The 15675-nt window shown below is 63.2% G+C and carries 15 protein-coding genes; 9 read left to right on the forward strand and 6 right to left on the reverse strand.

What is annotated here, in order from left to right; genetic code table 11:
* Positions 1–9 precede the first annotated feature (9 nt).
* Genes K675_RS0101850 through K675_RS0101860 form a run of 3 tightly spaced genes read left to right on the forward strand, consistent with a single transcriptional unit; the run spans position 10 to position 2840 of the window.
* On the forward strand, positions 10–828 hold the full coding sequence (locus tag K675_RS0101850; protein WP_017901806.1) for a hypothetical protein: 819 nt from the start codon (positions 10–12) through the stop codon (positions 826–828).
* Positions 825–1997 (forward strand): MFS transporter, encoded by a 1173-nt coding sequence (locus K675_RS0101855; RefSeq protein ID WP_017901807.1) that lies wholly within the window; start codon positions 825–827, stop codon positions 1995–1997. The genes K675_RS0101850 and K675_RS0101855 overlap by 4 nt, the downstream gene beginning before the upstream one ends.
* A 45-nt stretch (positions 1998–2042) precedes the next feature.
* Complete coding sequence (locus K675_RS0101860; protein WP_017901808.1) at positions 2043–2840, forward strand: hypothetical protein; 798 nt, start codon at positions 2043–2045, stop codon at positions 2838–2840.
* Positions 2841–3244: 404 nt separating this feature from the next.
* Here the strand turns inward: K675_RS0101860 and K675_RS0101865 are convergent, their stop codons facing one another.
* The 4 genes from K675_RS0101865 to K675_RS0101880 all read right to left on the reverse strand — a co-directional run bounded on the left by K675_RS0101865 (position 3245) and on the right by K675_RS0101880 (position 7757).
* On the reverse strand, positions 3245–3703 hold the full coding sequence (locus tag K675_RS0101865) for a GNAT family N-acetyltransferase (RefSeq protein ID WP_017901809.1): 459 nt from the start codon (positions 3701–3703) through the stop codon (positions 3245–3247).
* A 110-nt stretch (positions 3704–3813) separates the two neighbouring features.
* Positions 3814–4611: a bifunctional hydroxymethylpyrimidine kinase/phosphomethylpyrimidine kinase gene (gene thiD, locus K675_RS0101870; RefSeq protein ID WP_017901810.1), complete on the reverse strand. Its 798-nt coding sequence runs from the start codon at positions 4609–4611 to the stop codon at positions 3814–3816.
* Entirely contained in the window at positions 4608–6512 is a 1905-nt protein-coding gene (gene dxs, locus K675_RS0101875; protein ID WP_017901811.1) for a 1-deoxy-D-xylulose-5-phosphate synthase, read from the reverse strand. Before dxs ends, thiD begins: the two co-directional genes overlap by 4 nt.
* A 204-nt stretch (positions 6513–6716) precedes the next feature.
* Positions 6717–7757: a zinc-dependent alcohol dehydrogenase family protein gene (locus K675_RS0101880; RefSeq protein WP_026144842.1), complete on the reverse strand. Its 1041-nt coding sequence runs from the start codon at positions 7755–7757 to the stop codon at positions 6717–6719.
* Positions 7758–8007: 250 nt separating this feature from the next.
* Here K675_RS0101880 and K675_RS0101885 point away from each other — a divergent pair, with 250 nt between their 5' ends.
* A complete protein-coding gene (locus tag K675_RS0101885) occupies positions 8008–8490 on the forward strand; it encodes an Lrp/AsnC family transcriptional regulator (RefSeq protein WP_017901813.1) in 483 nt (160 codons plus the stop codon).
* Between the two features lie 57 nt (positions 8491–8547).
* Here the strand turns inward: K675_RS0101885 and K675_RS0101890 are convergent, their stop codons facing one another.
* A complete protein-coding gene (locus tag K675_RS0101890; protein WP_017901814.1) occupies positions 8548–9450 on the reverse strand; it encodes a LysR family transcriptional regulator in 903 nt (300 codons plus the stop codon).
* A 91-nt stretch (positions 9451–9541) separates the two neighbouring features.
* Here K675_RS0101890 and K675_RS0101895 point away from each other — a divergent pair, with 91 nt between their 5' ends.
* The 4 genes from K675_RS0101895 (at position 9542) to K675_RS0101910 (ending at position 14000) form a co-directional block, all read left to right on the forward strand.
* The gene (locus K675_RS0101895; protein WP_017901815.1) at positions 9542–10318 is read left to right on the forward strand and encodes an SDR family NAD(P)-dependent oxidoreductase; all 777 of its coding nucleotides are present in this window, start codon (positions 9542–9544) and stop codon (positions 10316–10318) included.
* Between the two features lie 55 nt (positions 10319–10373).
* Positions 10374–11129 carry an SDR family NAD(P)-dependent oxidoreductase gene (locus tag K675_RS0101900; RefSeq protein WP_017901816.1) on the forward strand — a complete coding sequence of 252 codons (756 nt, stop codon included), beginning with the start codon at positions 10374–10376 and terminating at the stop codon, positions 11127–11129.
* A 38-nt stretch (positions 11130–11167) separates the two neighbouring features.
* Positions 11168–12559, forward strand: coding sequence for an aspartate aminotransferase family protein (locus K675_RS0101905; protein WP_017901817.1), 1392 nt, complete (start codon positions 11168–11170; stop codon positions 12557–12559).
* A gap of 73 nt (positions 12560–12632) precedes the next feature.
* Positions 12633–14000 carry a glutamine synthetase family protein gene (locus K675_RS0101910; RefSeq protein WP_017901818.1) on the forward strand — a complete coding sequence of 456 codons (1368 nt, stop codon included), beginning with the start codon at positions 12633–12635 and terminating at the stop codon, positions 13998–14000.
* Between the two features lie 214 nt (positions 14001–14214).
* Here the strand turns inward: K675_RS0101910 and K675_RS0101915 are convergent, their stop codons facing one another.
* Positions 14215–14730 carry a hypothetical protein gene (locus tag K675_RS0101915; protein WP_017901819.1) on the reverse strand — a complete coding sequence of 172 codons (516 nt, stop codon included), beginning with the start codon at positions 14728–14730 and terminating at the stop codon, positions 14215–14217.
* A gap of 230 nt (positions 14731–14960) precedes the next feature.
* Here K675_RS0101915 and K675_RS0101920 point away from each other — a divergent pair, with 230 nt between their 5' ends.
* Positions 14961–15632, forward strand: coding sequence for a hypothetical protein (locus tag K675_RS0101920; protein ID WP_017901820.1), 672 nt, complete (start codon positions 14961–14963; stop codon positions 15630–15632).
* The last annotated feature ends 43 nt before the right edge of the window (positions 15633–15675 follow it).

Genomic DNA, 15675 nt, shown 5'->3' on the forward strand with positions numbered 1-15675 from the left:
AGCACGTCGATGCAAGAGCACAACGGCAAATCCGTCCCGGTCTTCAGCCTCCACTATATCGCCATCGATACCGAGGCCGGGGTGACGCCGGAGCAGTTCGAAACCTTCGTGCGCGAGAAGGGCGTGCACATTCCCTGTTACCCGGGCTGGAGCTGGACCCTGCTGCGCGGGCTGCGGGGCGAACGGGCCGGGCAGTACCTGATGCTTTTCGAGATCGCCAGTGCCGGGCAGCGTGACCTGTATGTCGGCGCCGACGGCAACAAGACCGAACGGGCCCGCCAGTTCTGGCGCGAGCGCCCACAGGCCCGGGATATCCTCGGTGAATGGCAGCGCTACGGCACCTACGCCGAACTGCCGACGCTCTTTACCGACTACCGGCTGCTGGCCGAAAACCGCAAGAGCACAGTGGCACCGGGCCCACGTTACCAGGAGCGGGCAGGGCAGCCGCCTATCGCCCGGGTGATCGGCATCCACAACCTGGCGCTGCGTGCGGATGTCCAGGCACAGACCTTCGAAACCTTCATCGCCGAGAACCATCAGCGCATCGAGGACTACCCGGACTGGAAGTTCCACCTGCTCAAGGGCGAGCGTGGCAATCGCCTGGACCAGTATGTGGTGATGATGGAGATCGCCAGCCTCGAAGCGCTGGATGTGTTCTACCCCGAGCCGGATATCGCCACCGACGAGGCGGCGAAATTCGCCCGGGCCCACCGCGACACCAAGCAGATGTACGAGGAGTGGAAGCAACTGGCGTCGTTCTCCGGCTCGCCGCAGATCTACACCGACTACCTGTCGGTGGCGCAGAGCCTGGAGGTGACCGCCCCTTGACGACCCGACTGCTCGATTCGCAATGGGCGGGCAATCTGCGCCAGCAGCAGGCCACCCGTCGTATCTTTCTCGTCGCCGGGCTGGGCATGGCTGCCTGGGCGCCGCTGATTCCCTTTGTCAAGGCGCGCCTGGCTATCGGCGACGACACCCTGGGCCTGCTGCTGTTCTGCATTGCCGCCGGGTCCATGCTGGCGATGCCGTTCAGCGGGCGGGCCGTCGCCCGGTTCGGCTGCCGGGCCGTGATCCTGGCCTGCGCCACGCTGTTGTGCCTGGCACTGCCGTTCCTGCTCTATGCCAGCGCGATGCCGACGATTGCCGTGGCCCTGCTGCTGTTCGGCGCGGCCAACGGCCTGCTCGACGTGTCGATGAACGCCCAGGCGGTGATCGTCGAGCGCGACAGCGGACAGGTGAAGATGTCCGGTTTCCATGGTTTCTACAGCCTCGGCAGCGTCGCCGGGGCGGGCGGCGTCAGCCTGCTGCTGTGGGCGGGGCTGGAGCCTCTGCCGGTGGCCCTGGTGGTGGTGCTGCTGATGGCGGTGCTGCTGGTGCAGGCCGCCCCGCACCTGCTGGGTCGGCAGCTCCGCGAGTCCGCCGAGTCCGGGGGCGTTTTGCAGGCGCTAGGCCAGCCGAGCCTGCTGTTCATCGCGCTGCTGTGCTTTTTCATCTTCATGCTCGAAGGGGCGATGCTCGACTGGTCGGCGGTGTTGCTGCACAGCGAGCGGGGCCTGGACAAGAGCCACGCCGGCTTCGGCTACACCTTCTACGCCCTGGCCGTGGCACTGTGCCGACTCCGGGGCGATCGCCTGGTCAACGCCGTGGGGCAGGGGCGCACGCTGATGACCGGTGCCGGCTGCGCCGCCATCGGCCTGCTGCTGGTCGTCTCGATCGATCTGCCGGCGGTGGCACTGGGCGGTTTCGTCCTGACGGGCCTGGGCCTGGCCAACATCGTGCCGATTCTGTTCAGCACCGCCGGCAATCACCCCCGGGTGCCCTCGGGCATGGCCCTGTCGGCCGTGACCCTGGTCGGCTACAGCGGGTTGCTCTGCGGCCCGGCGCTGATCGGCCTGGTCGCCCGGCATGCCAGCCTGACCACGGCCTTTGGCGTCGGGGCGGTGATCCTGCTGCTGGTCGGCGCCAGCGCCAGGCCCCTCACGAAGGCTGCACGCTAGACACCACTTATCTTCATTCCGACGTTGTTCATCCATGGAGTCATCATGAATCAAGCATCCGCCGCGGTATTCAGCCTGCACTACATTGGGCTCAACCTGAAAAAGGGCGTGACGGCCAAGGATTTCGAGGATTTCGTGCGCCAGCGCGGCGTTGCCATCCCGGCCTATCCCGGCTGGCGCTGGACATTGCTCAAGGGCCTGCGCGGCGAACGGCAGAACCAGTACCTGATGCTGTTCGAGGCGCCCAGCGCCGAAGCATACGCCCATTACATCGACCGCAATGGCGACCAGACCGCCCATGCCCGCGAGTTCTGGCTGCAGCATGACGAAGCGCTGGAACTGATCGGCGAATGGAAAACCTTCGCGACCTTCGCCGAACTGCCGACCCTCTTTTCCACCTATTCGCTGCTGGCGCAGAACGCCAACAGCTCCCTGGCCGAAGGGCCCAACTATCGTGCCGTGGCCGGCGAAAAACCGGTGGAGCGGGTGGTGGGCATCCATAATCTGGCGCTGCGCTCCGGGGTGTCGGCGCAGACCTTCGAGGACTTCATCACCGGCAATATCCAGCGCATTGAAGATTACCCGGGCTGGAAGTTCCACATGCTCAAGGGGCAGGGCGGCAACCGCCTGGACCAGTACGCGGTGATGCTGGAGATCGAGAGCCTGGAATCGCTGGATTCCTTCCACCCGGAACTGGACGTGTCGACGCAAAGGGCCCTGACTTTCGTACGCGAGCACCAGGAGAGCGAGCGCATGTACGAGGAATGGCGGCAACTGGCGTCCTTCTCCGGCGCGCCGCAGGTGTATACCGACTACATCACCATTGCCGGGAATGGTGACTGAAATCGGCGGACGTCTGAAATGATCGTTCCCACGCTCCGCGAGGGAATGCCTCATCGGCCTTTCAATGCAGCGGTCAAACGCTGGGGAGCGGATCGTTACGCCAAGCGCTGAAACTGCGGGGCCTGCCATCCTTATGGCGAGCGGGCTTGCCCGCGCTCGGCTGCATGGCAGCCGTAAAAACCGCCGCCCCGATTGCGCAGGCAGTATCGCGGTAACCAAGCGCTACGTGCTCCAGCGCGGCGGCGCGACCTCCGGTCAAGCCCGCGTTGGGGCGCGAAGCGGCACTGAAACCGACACACCAGCCTGGCAGGATGAATCGATTTGTCCGGTTTGCGGCTGCTGTGCAGCCGAGCGCGGGCAAGCCCGCTCGCCACAAAGGCTGAGCTGCGCCTTGCATCACCCGGTTAAAGATCGAGATGCAAGAACTGACTGAAGCCGTTGGCCTGATATGTTCCAAACGGCCCGCCCGACCGAAAGCCCTTGGCCCGGTACAGAGCAAGTGCCGGTTCAAACGCACTGCCGCTCCCGGTTTCAAGGCTTAGGCGCCGCATTTGTCTCGCGCGAGCGGTCAGGATGATGTGATCCAGGATGGCAGTCGCCGCTCCCCGGCGAATGAAATCAGGATGTGTACGCATCGATTTCACTTCGCCGTTGCCATCGGGAAGCCTCTTCAGGGCGCCGATACTCGCTATCCTGCCAGCCGACCAGGCACTCCACAGTGTCACCTCTGGCACACGAAGACCCGAGAGGTCCAGGGCAAAGACATTTCCCTTTGGCGAGTCGGCATGCATGCCTGACAAATGAAGTGCCAGAAGCTCCAGTGTCTGAGGTTCAGTCATGTCATCTTCGCGGATAGTCAGCAATTTCTTTTCCTTTCAATAGCAAAACCGTGGATGTTGTCAACGAGTCAGAACGCGTTTGCCCAGTTGGTAAACCTGATGCCGAGTTGACTCCATCTCGGAAGGGATACCGCTCATTTCCACAGGGCATGGAAATGATGAACCGGTCCGTGGCCGCTCCCCACCTGCAACTGATCGGCGGCGCCCAGCGCGGCCGTCAGGTATTCCTTGGCGCGGGAGACCGATAACGGCAGGGGCGATCCGGGCAGCAGGGCGGTGATCGCGGCGGCAAGCGTACAGCCCGTTCCGTGAGAATGGCGGGTAGCGATGCGCGGCGCGTCCAATGCCAGTGTGCGGCCACCTCCGGTCAGCAGATCGATGCTCCGTCGACCCTCCAGGTGCCCACCCTTGAGCAGCACCCAATCCGCGCCCAGTCGCGCCATTTCAGTCACCGCCACCTGCATCTCTTCCAGCGATCGTGGTTCTTTGTCCTGCAGGAGCACACCGGCCTCGGGCAGATTCGGGGTGATCAGGGTGGACAGTGGAATCAGGCGCTCCCGAACGGCCGCGACCGCTTCTGGTGCCAACAGCAAATCACCGCTTTTCGCGACCATGACGGGGTCCAGAACGATGGGGCAGCGGGCCCGCTTGCGTAGACACTGCTCGATGGCTTCGACAATGCCGGCGTTGGCCACCATGCCAATCTTCACGGCATCGACACGCACATCGTCGAATACGGCCTCGATCTGCTCGGCAACGAAATCGGGCGCCAGGGGGACGAAGCGACGCACACCTTGCGTATTCTGCGCCACGACCGCCGTGATGACGCTCATGCCATAGGCACCCAGGGCCGAAAAGGTCTTCAGGTCGGCCTGAATGCCAGCACCACCGCTAGGATCGGTGCCTGCGATCGTGAGGACATTGGCTATCACGGTGCGGGCACCGCCGAAACCGGTGTCTGCGCCAACAGGTCCGAAAAGCGTTCGCGGATGGAACGGATGATGCCGGCGCCATCCAGGCCGCATTCGGCGAGCAGGGCAGCGCGCTCGCCATGGTCGATGAAACTGTCTGGAAGCCCCAGTTGCAGCACGGGGCGAAGCGTGTCGCCAGCCAGCATGGCTTCCACGCACGCCGAACCCGCTCCGCCCATGACACAGCCTTCTTCGAGGGTGACCAGGGCATCGTGGGTACTTGCCATCTGCCGGACCAGTCGCGCATCGATCGGTTTCACGAAACGCATGTTGACCACCGTCGCGTCCAGCTTCTCGGCGGCCGCCAGGGCGGGGGCGACCATCGGACCGAAGGCAAGGATGGCCAGGCGCCCGCCCGCGGGCCGCGTGGTGGTGCGGCGGATCTCGCCCTTGCCGATCGGGATGGTCTGCATCTGCGCCATGGTGGCCACGCCCGCCCCGGCGCCACGCGGGTAGCGCACGGCCGTCGGATTCGGTTGCTGCAGCGCCGTGTAGAGCATCTGCCGACATTCGTTCTCGTCCGACGCCGTCATCACCGTCAGGTTGGGAATGCAGCGCAGGAAGGCCAGGTCGTAGGCGCCGAGGTGGGTGGCGCCGTCGGCCCCGACGATGCCCGCGCGGTCGATCGCAAAGACGACGGGCAGGTTCTGTAGCGCGACATCGTGAATGACCTGGTCATAGGAGCGCTGCAGAAAGGTCGAGTAGATGCCGACCACCGGCCTCAAGCCTTCCGCTGCGAGGCCCGCCGCGAAGGTCACGGCGTGCTGCTCGGCGATGCCCACGTCGTAGTAGCGTGACGCAAACCGCTTGGCGAACGCCACCATCCCCGAGCCTTCGCACATCGCCGGCGTGATGCCGACCACGCGCGTATCCTGTTCGGCAACGTCGCAGAGCCATTCGCCGAACACCTGCGAGTAGGTCTTGGGGGGCGGTACCGCGGCCGCGGTGACCCCACGGGAAGGATCGAAGCGTCCCGGGCTGTGATACCGCACGGGATCGGCTTCGGCAGGCGCGTACCCCATGCCCTTGCGGGTCACGACGTGCAGCAGTTGAGGGCCGCGCAGGTTTTTCATGTTTCGCAGCGTGGACACCAGCGCCCCGAGGTCATGGCCGTCCACTGGACCGATGTAGTTGAAACCCAGCGCCTCGAAAAGCGTCGACGGCAGCAGCAGTCCCTTGACCTGCGCTTCGAGGCGCTGCGCCATGCCGCGCAACGGGGGAGTGGCGAGCAGCGCCTGTTCGACCCCCGTGCGTAGCGCCGTGTAGAAGGGGCCCGACATCAGGCGCGCGAGATGGCCACTGAGGGCGCCCACGGGCGCCGAAATGGACATGGCGTTGTCGTTCAGGATCACGATGAACGGCAAGTCGCGCTCGACGCCCGCATTGTTCATGGCCTCGAACGCCATGCCCGCGCTCATCGCGCCATCGCCGATCACGGCGATCGCATGGCGTTCGTGGCGCTGCTGCCTGGAGGCGAGCGCCATCCCCAGCGCGGCCGAGACGGAGGTGCTCGAGTGGGCGGTGCCGAATGCGTCGAACGGGGACTCCTCGCGCACCGGAAAGCCCGACAGGCCGCCAGCCTGGCGCATGGTGTGCATGCGGTCGCGACGGCCCGTCAGTATCTTGTGCGCGTAGGTCTGGTGGCCTACGTCCCAGACGATACGATCGTGCGGGGTGTCGAAGACATAGTGCAGGGCGATCGTCAGTTCAACGACGCCCAGGTTCGGTGACAGATGCCCGCCCGTGCGCGCAACGCTGTCCAGCAGAAAGGTCCGCAATTGGTGCGCCAGTTGCGGCAGTTGGCTGGGGTCGAGGCGACGCAGGTCGGACGGGCCATCGAGACTGTGAAGCAGGTCGATCATGGAGGATCCTTGGCTGAAGAAGCGGCTTGCTTGCATGCGTTGCACGGCATTTGATTGCAATTGCAACCATACTAAACGGCAAGGCATGCCACAGGCAAGGATGACCAGGCCGCACACCGGTGCGCGCCTGTTTGCAACGCGGACAGGCGCTCACGGGGCGCGAGGGACTCGACTCAGGATGGGCGAGGGCGCAGGCAGGCGTTGCTAGAACGCCGTCACGACGGTCACACCAGCCGTCTCGAAGCGATCCATGTTCACCAGGGCGTCAATGGATTGCTCCAGACTGATGGTTTTGCCGACAAGCTTCTCGGGGGCCAATTTGCCGCAGTGGATCATCGCGATCATGGCGTCGTAGCGATGCGCTTGCATGCCGTGACTGCCATGGATCTCCAGTTCATGCGCGATGACCCTGTCCATCGGAATGGCAGGCTTGGCGTGGTCGGCAAGCATCAGGCCGACCTGGATATGCCTGCCGCGACGGCGCAGATTGTTGATGGAGTTGAAGCAGGTCGTCGGGTGTCCCAAAGCGTCCAGCGAGACATGCGCGCCGCCTCGGCTGATCTCCATGACCGCCTCGGTGACGTCCGCGACCTGGCTGGCGTTCACCGTTGCCACGGCCCCCAGTGCGCGTGCCAGTTCCAGCTTGTCATCGGCGATGTCGATGGCAATCACGTTCGCACCGATGGCCTGGGCGATCATGACCGCAGAAAGTCCCACGCCTCCGCAGCCATGCACAGCGACCCACTGGCCTGCGCTGACCTTGCCCTGATCGACGACCGCCCGGAACGACGTGACGAAGCGGCAGCCCAGGCTCGCGGCTGTCGCATAGTCCATGGTTTCAGGCAGGGCGACCAGGTTCAGATCTGCCTGATGAATCCCGACGTACTCGGCGAACGACCCCCAGTGGGTGAAGCCTGGCTGGAACTGGGAGTGGCAGACCTGCTGATTGCCGCTGTTGCACTCCGGGCATGCGCCGCATCCCCCCACGAATGGCACGGTTACGCGATCGCCCACCTTCCATTTGGTGACATGGCTGCCCACCTCTGCCACGACCCCGGCGAGTTCGTGCCCTGGAACATGGGGCAGCTGGATGTCTGGATCATGACCTTTCCAGCCATGCCAGTCGCTGCGGCACACCCCCGTACCCTTGACCTGGATCACCACGCCGTGCGGGGCCGGGGCCGGGTCCTCGACAGTCATCAGGCGCGGCGGCTGGGAAAAGGCTTCGTAGACTACAGCTTTCATGAGCATTACCTCGGCTTGGCTGACATCAGTTTTGTCTCCGGCGGTGCAGATCGGCCAACTACGCGGTCAAGGCGTAGCTGGCTGCAGACTGCCAACCTGAGCCAATGATTGACTCCAGACCTGTCATCAAGCATCCGGAGCCCGGTCATTATGGAGAAATGCTCTGGAATTACCTTTCGGATTGAATTTGACAGCCACCAAAATATGAAATTACCTTTCATTAATTGACTTGATCCTGAAAGGTAAATTCATGAGCGACAGGCTGGACAGAGTAGAAATTGCAATTGCGGACAGACTGCAACGTGACGGCAGGCTCTCGAACGTAAAGCTGGCCGAGCAACTGTCCCTCAGCGAAGCCTCCTGCTGGAGGAAGCTGAAGCGCCTTGAAGAGTGCGGGGTAGTCGAAGGCTACCAGGCCGTGCTGAACAGAAAAAAGCTGGGCTTGGGAGTCATGGCCTTCGTGCAGATTTCGTGCACTGACCATAGTGAGGAAGCGACGGCAAAACTCGAGAGAATAATCGAGTCGGCACCACAGGTGCTGAGCTGTCATAACACCACAGGGGAGGCTGACTTTTTACTGCAAGTGGTCGCTCGTGATCTGGACAGCTACAGCCGATTCGTGGAGAAGGTGTTGAGGAAGCTGCCCGGCGTTTCCAGTATCAGATCGAACCTGTCTTTGCGGGAGCTGAAAACCACTAACCGATTGCCGGTGACGGAGCTGCTGAGCCTGTGACAGGAATGGCCACCGGCGAGGGCCCGAATTCACCCAGGCGCCGAGCCGGCGCCCCCCTCAGGAACGCGCCGGGCCGGCCTCGACCTGCTCGCGCAGCAACTGCAGGTAGCGGCGCGCGCCGAGGCCCAGCGGGCGGCTCTTGTACCATATCACATCGACCCAGAGGCGGATCTGGCTGGCCATGTTGTCGAACTTCACGGCCGCCAGCACACCCGAGTCGATCATCGGCTGCACCAGCGGATCGGGCAGGTAGGCCCAGCCCATGCCGGCCTGCACCAGGTCCAGGGTGGCCATGTAGCTGTCGGTAAGCCATACCCGGTGCGACAACACGATCTGCGGGTCGGAAGCCTTGGGGTCGCCGCTGGCCACCACGATCTGCCGGGTGTCGGCCATACGCGCTTCGTCCAGCGGTTTGCCTTTGCTGGTGAAGGGGTAGCCGGGTGCCGCCACGGCGGTAAGCAACTGGCTGCCGGCCTCGGCGAAGGCCTCGCGCTCGTCGATGCCGGGGCGCTCGAACATCAACGCCACGTGCACGCTGCCATCATGGATCATGCGCACCGCATCGGTCTGCGCCGCCGAGCGGATCTCGATCTCCAGGGTCGGGAACTCCCGGGCCAGCATGGTCAGTGGGCGGCTCCAGACGCCGGTCTGCAGCTCAGGCGCCATGGCCAGCACGAGGCGGCGCTCCAGGCCCTTGTGCAACTGCAGGGCGTGGGCGTCGAGCAGGTTCAACTGGCTGACCACCTGTCGCGCCTGCGGTTCCAGTGCCCGAGCGGCGGCGGTGGGCAGCGCCTTGCGGGTCGAGCGATCGAACAGCTCCAGATCCAGCTCCGCCTCCAACTGCGAAACCGCCATGTTCACCGCCGAAGGCACGCGCCCCAGAACGCGGGCGGCGGCGGAAAACGAGCCTTCGTCAATGACGGCGAGAAAGACCCGGAGCGATTCGCTGGTGAAGACCATGATTGTCAGATTTCCTGATAGTAGTTGTCTTTTTCTATCAGATTTATGCGCTTAGCATCCAGCCCATCGAAACGAGTTTCTTGAGGTGGGTATGTTCAGGGCAATGGCAGGTCAGGTGGCGTTAGTCAGCGGTGCCGGCAGCGAGAGCGGTATCGGCATGGCCATCGCGCGCCGCCTTGGCGCCGCGGGCGTGAAGCTGATCGTTACCGCCAGCAGCGCGCGCATCGCCGAGCGGGTGGGCGAGCTGCGCGCCGCCGGTTTCGACGCCGAAGGCCGCGCGGTCGACCTGACCGACGAACCCCGGGTGCAGGACTTCGCACGCTGGGCCGAGGCGTGCTGGGGCCGGATCGACATCCTGGTCAATAACGCCGGCATGGCCATGCAGGGCAGCCCCGAGCCTTTCGTCGAAGTTTCGAAGATGAGCCTCGATGTCTGGAACCTGTCGATTTCGCGCAACCTGACCAGCGCCTTTCTGCTCACCCGCGCGGTGCTGCCGGGCATGCAGCGGCACGGTTATGGCCGCGTGGTGCACGTCAGTTCTGTGACCGGTACCCGTGTCGGCAACCCCGGTGAGGCCGGCTACAGCGCCGCCAAGGCGGGCATGGTCGGTCTCAACCTGTCGCTGGCGCTGGAAGTGGCCGGGCAGGGCATCACAGTCAATTCGGTGGCCCCGGGCTGGATCGCCACCGGAGCCACCCAGCCGGAAGAAGCGCGCGCCGCCGCCTACGTGCCGGTGGGCCGCGCCGGTCATCCCGACGAAGTCGCGGCGGCGGTGGCCTTCCTGGCGTCGCCCGAAGCCAGCTACATCACCGGCGAGACGCTGGTCATCGACGGTGGCAACGCCCTGATCGAGAACAAGGCGCCTTGAGGGCGCCACCTTTATCCACCTACCTAGCGGCTTGCCTAGCCGAGGAGTGAACCTGATGCAGCCCGTCGTTCTGATTACCGGTGTTCTCGGCGGAATCGGCCAGGCCGTGAGCGAGCGTTTCGCCGCCAGCGGCTGGCGCGTGTTCGGCACCGACCTGGAGGCCGGCGGCCTGGCCAGCCAGCAGGCGGCAGGCAAGCTGGTCGGGGCGCATGCCGCCGACATTCGCCAGCCTGGCGCCTGTCGCGAGGTGGTCGCCGCGCTCCTCGCCACCACCGGGCGCCTGGATGCCTTGGTCAACTGCGCCGGCGTATGGCGTGAAGGCCCGGTGGAGTCGTTCAGCGAAGAGGACTTCGACATCGTGCTGAACGTCAACCTCAAGGCCACCTTCTTCATGTGCGCGGCCAGCATCCCGGCACTGCGCGAGACCCAGGGTGCCATCGTCAACATCTCCAGCGACGCCGGCCGCCAGGGCAACCGCAATGCCGCCGCGTACTGCGCGAGCAAGGGCGCGGTGACCATCATGACCAAGGCCCTGGCACTGGACCTGGCCCCCGATGGCGTGCGCTGCAACAGCGTTTCGCCGGGCGATGTGGAAACCCCGATGCTCAAGTTCCAGGCCCAGCGCTACGGCAATGGCGACATGGACGCCTACTACCAGGATCTGCTGGCCAAGTACCCGCAAGGTGACGCCGCCCGTTTCATCCAGCCCGGCGAAGTGGCCGACCTGGTGTTCTTTCTCTGCCAGAGCAGCGCCCGGTCGATCACGGGCGCGGACCTGGCCATCGACTGTGGTGTGTCGGCCGGCAATTGAATCTTGCCCCGACCTGATTGATAACAAGGAGCCTCCCCATGTACCAGAGTGGCATCAACGATAAAGCCGTCGAAACTTTCACCGCGCGTGAGCGCGAGCGTTTTCTGCAGCGCAATCCGAAATCCGTCGAGCTGGCCAGGCGTGCCCGCAACTCGCTGTTCGGCGGCGTGCCGATGCACTGGATGAATGACTGGTCGATGCCCAGCTCACTGTTTGTCAGCCAGGCCAAGGACGCGCGCTTTCATGATGTCGACGGCAACGAGTACATCGACTTCTGCCTGGGCGATACCGGCAGCATGTTCGGCCACTCGCCCGACCCCATTGCCAAGGCCATCGCGGAGCAGGGGGCCAACGGCCTGACCACCATGCTGCCGGGAGAAGACGCCGTGGTCGCCGGCGAGCTGCTTGCCGAGCGTTTCGGCCTGCCGTTCTGGCAGATGGCGACCACCGCCACCGACGCCAACCGCTTCGTGATTCGCTGGGCCCGCGCGATCACCCAGCGCAAGGTTTTGCTGGTGTTCGACGGCTGCTACCACGGTACTGTCGACGACGTGATGGTGCGCTTCAAGGACGGCCGCACGGTGCATCGCGGCGGGCTGATCGGTCAGGCGCGCAACCTGGCCAAGACCAGCCGCGCCGTTCCGTTCAACGATGTCGCGGCCCTGGAAGCGGCTCTCGCCCAAGGCGATGTGGCGGCGATTCTCTGCGAGCCGGCGATGACCAACATCGGCATGGTGCTGCCCGAGCCGGGCTTCATGGAGAAGGTTCGTGAGCTGAGCAGTCGATACGGCACCCTGCTGATCATCGACGAAACCCACACCATCTCCACGGGCCCTGGTGGCTGCACTCGCGCCTGGAACCTCAAGCCGGACTTCATGACCCTGGGCAAGCCGATTGCCGGTGGCGTGCCGTGCTCGGTGTACGGTTGCAGCCACGAAATGGCCCAGGCCATGCGCCTGGCCCAGCAACACGCCAGCGAAACCAGTCATGGCCACGGCCATAGCGGCATGGGCACCACGCTGTCGGCCAACGCCCTGGCCATGCGTTGCATGCGTGTGAACCTGGAGCAGGTGATGACGCAGGCGGCCTACGACCACATGCTGTCGCTGTCGGCACGCCTGGCCGAAGGCCTGCGCGGACTGATCGGCCGGCACCACCTGAACTGGTCGGTGACCGAACTGGGGGCGCGCTGCGAATTCCAGTTCTGCAGCACTGCGCCGAAAACCGGTGCCGAGGCCGAAGCGGCCTTCCACGACAACCTGCAGATGGCCCTGCACCTGTACCTGATCAACCGCGGCATTCTCATTACGCCGTTCCACAACATGACCCTGTGCACCCCGCAAACCACCGCTGCCGACGTCGACCAGCTGATCAGCACCCTCGATGAAGGGCTGACCGAGCTGCTGGCCATCCCCGGTGCCCGGGCCTGAGTCCTGTTGTCGAGCGCCGGCGTGATTCTGAAGATCGCGCCGGTCTTACCGCCATCCTTTACGAGTACCGATCATGCAATTCGCCGACATTCAGGAAGCCCGGGATTTTCTCGCTGCCCACCCCGAGGTGCGCAGCATCGAACTGATGCTGATCGATGCCAACGGCATTCCGCGCGGCAAGCTGCTGCACCGTGAAGAGCTGCTGGCGATCTACCAGAACGGTCGCCCGCTGCCCAGCTCGATCCTGTCCCTGACCCTGCAGGGGGAGGACGTCGAAGCCACCGGCCTGGTCTGGGAAGTGGCCGATGCCGACTGCTGGACGTACCCGCTGCCCGGCAGCCTGACCCTGCAACCCTGGCGCAACACCCCCACCGGCCAAGTGCAGGTGAGCATGCACCCGACCCAGGGCCAACCGGCTGCACCGGCCGACCCGCGCCATGCGTTGGTCCGGGTGATCGACCGCCTCAAGGCCGACGGCTTCCACCCGGTGATGGCTGTGGAACTGGAGTTCTACCTGCTGGACAAGCATCGTGACGTCAACGGCCGCCCGCAGCCGGCGGTGCAGATGAACGGCGTGCGCCCTGAAGCGCCACAGGTATACGGTATCTACGAGCTGGAGCAGGTTCAGCCGTTCCTCGACGACCTCTATATGGCCTGCGAAATTCAGGGGCTGCCGGTGCGCACGGCCATATCGGAGTACGCGCCGGGCCAGCTGGAACTCACTCTCGAGCACCGTTTCGACGCGCTGCAGGCCATCGACGAAGGCATTCGCTACAAGCGCCTGGTCAAGGGCGTGGCCAACAAGCATGGCCTGCAGGCCTGCTTCATGGCCAAACCGTTCGGTGACCGGGCCGGCAGCGGCCTGCATATGCATATCAGCCTGGCGGACGAGAAGGGCAACAACCTGTACGCCAGTGAAGACCCGTTGGGCACGCCGCTGCTGCGTCATTCCATCGGCGGCATGATGGCCACGCTGCTCGATTCCCTGGCGATTTTCTGCCCCAACGCCAACTCATTTCGCCGCTTCCAGGCCAACAGCTACGCGCCGCTGGCCAAGAGCTGGGGTGTGAACAACCGCACGGTCTCGTTCCGCGTGCCAGGCGGACCGGCCGTGAGCCGACACATCGAGCACCGCATCTGCGGCGCCGATGCCAACCCATACCTGGCGGCCGCCGCCATACTCGCCGGCATCCATCACGGCATCCGCGAGCAGATCGACCCAGGCGCCGCCATCGTCGGCAACGGCTACGAACAGGCCACTGAATTTCTACCCACTGACTGGCTCACCGCACTACGCGCCCTGGAAGCTTCGGCCTGGGCTCGCGAGGCGCTGGGGGAGGCGTTCCTCAAGGTATTCCTGGCGATCAAGCAAGCCGAGTACCGTCAGTTCATGGCCGAGGTCGGCGAGCAGGACTGGCGTTGGTATCTGCACCACGCCTGAGTGGATTGCAACTGGGTAATGTGAATTCTGGAGATCTCTGGGTCATCCGGCCCGGAGCGCCGTCTGCCAAAGCGTCTCGGATGAAAACAAGGAGGCGTCCGGGCGTTTAGGAGCGCGAATACCCCAATACTTAATTTAACATAATATACATTATGCGTAGCTTCGTATGAGACTACCGGGGCATGTCGCAATGCGATTTTCGCGGGCTCGAAAATTACGGTCGCTGTTGGCTCTTAGATCGGCGTTGTGCCATTTGGTCCAGCACCTGATCCAGATGCGGCGCGAGCTTCAACACGTCCAGGTCTACGGCTTGAACTGAACCGGCTTCGTACGGATACCGCGTGCCGACGAACAGATTCGAGGCAGTACTTATCCATTTTTCCAACTCGAAGACAGGTGCCAAGCTCTGCGAAATGGCACGAAGCTGGCTGGCCAGCTCAGCAGGAATCGCGTTGTACAGATCAAACAGGCCGTGCCCACTACCAGGTGGCCTCAGGCGCAGTCGCAGATGCCCTTCAGGATCATATTCAGATCTGGGGTAACGAGGGTCAGCCTCAACCAGGAGCGACTTGAGAAAAAGCTCACAAGCCAGCGCCGAATTCATGATGGCGGGCCAGTAAAGACGCGGGTCACGGTCACTTTGCGCCGTAACCTCAAGGATTTGCGCTGCTCGCAGAAACGCCCGAGCTTCCTCGATAACCCAGGTACTGGGCAGTGGTTCGTAATCCATCGCATAGCGCCTTTTAAGTGAACCGAGCGTGGAGGTGTTGCTAGTAGCAACAGCGTCCGAATCGCATGGTAATGAAGAAATGAGCCTGGCACCCTGCCCTTATAATATGATTAAAAAGAATATCTCAACTAATAGTTGAGATATCCAATTTCCAGTCATTTGACCACCACTTCTCGGCTGATCCCGGCTGTGTTAAAACACTCGAAACCTGAACCGGCGAGGACGTACACATGGGGCAACTCAAGGAAGCTTTGAAGCTGTTCAACGACGAGGAACTTGAAAATGTGCGCGAGCATGTAAAAACGCTCTTCGATCTTGGCAAGGCACGTGCCAAAGTCGCCGAGCTGGAGCTCACGAACCGCTTGAATGCCTCCCCGGACGGCGACCATCAGACAGTGCCCATTTCGCACATCATCGATACCTATTCCGCGGTGCATGCCTACAATTCTGCCGTGACTGATCGCCAAGTCCTCAGTGTAGTCATGGGGCCCCTGGAAAAAATCGCCGCAGGCGGTTCTGCCAGGGTGCGCAACGTCATTGGCACCCAGATAACGGACATCATCAGGGCCTTTCTCAACCACAACGAAGAACTCGCCGCAGGACAGGACAGATATTTCGTCCTGACTGACGGTCCCTCCATCATCAAGTTGGACCTTAGGATCTGGGCAACTTCTGTAAATGCCCGGGATATTCGTGAAAAAATTGAGAAAATCTTGGTGGTCTCAGCTGTAAAGTCATCGATTGATATCCAGAAAATAAATCTCAATATCTTTATCTCGCTCTACCAGAGTCAACTAAGCCGATCGTCTCTGAGTCCCCATGAAATCATCGAGGAGATCACTCAAGCCACAGAAATCATTCGTGTACTCAAAGACTTTACAAAGCCGATCCAGGCTATGTAAGAAATCGCTTGAAACTTGGTTGTGCGGCGTTAAAAACCGGCAA

The organism is Pseudomonas fuscovaginae SE-1 (genome assembly GCF_000364705.1).
In the GTDB taxonomy this organism is placed as follows: Bacteria; Pseudomonadota; Gammaproteobacteria; order Pseudomonadales; family Pseudomonadaceae; genus Aquipseudomonas; species Aquipseudomonas fuscovaginae_A.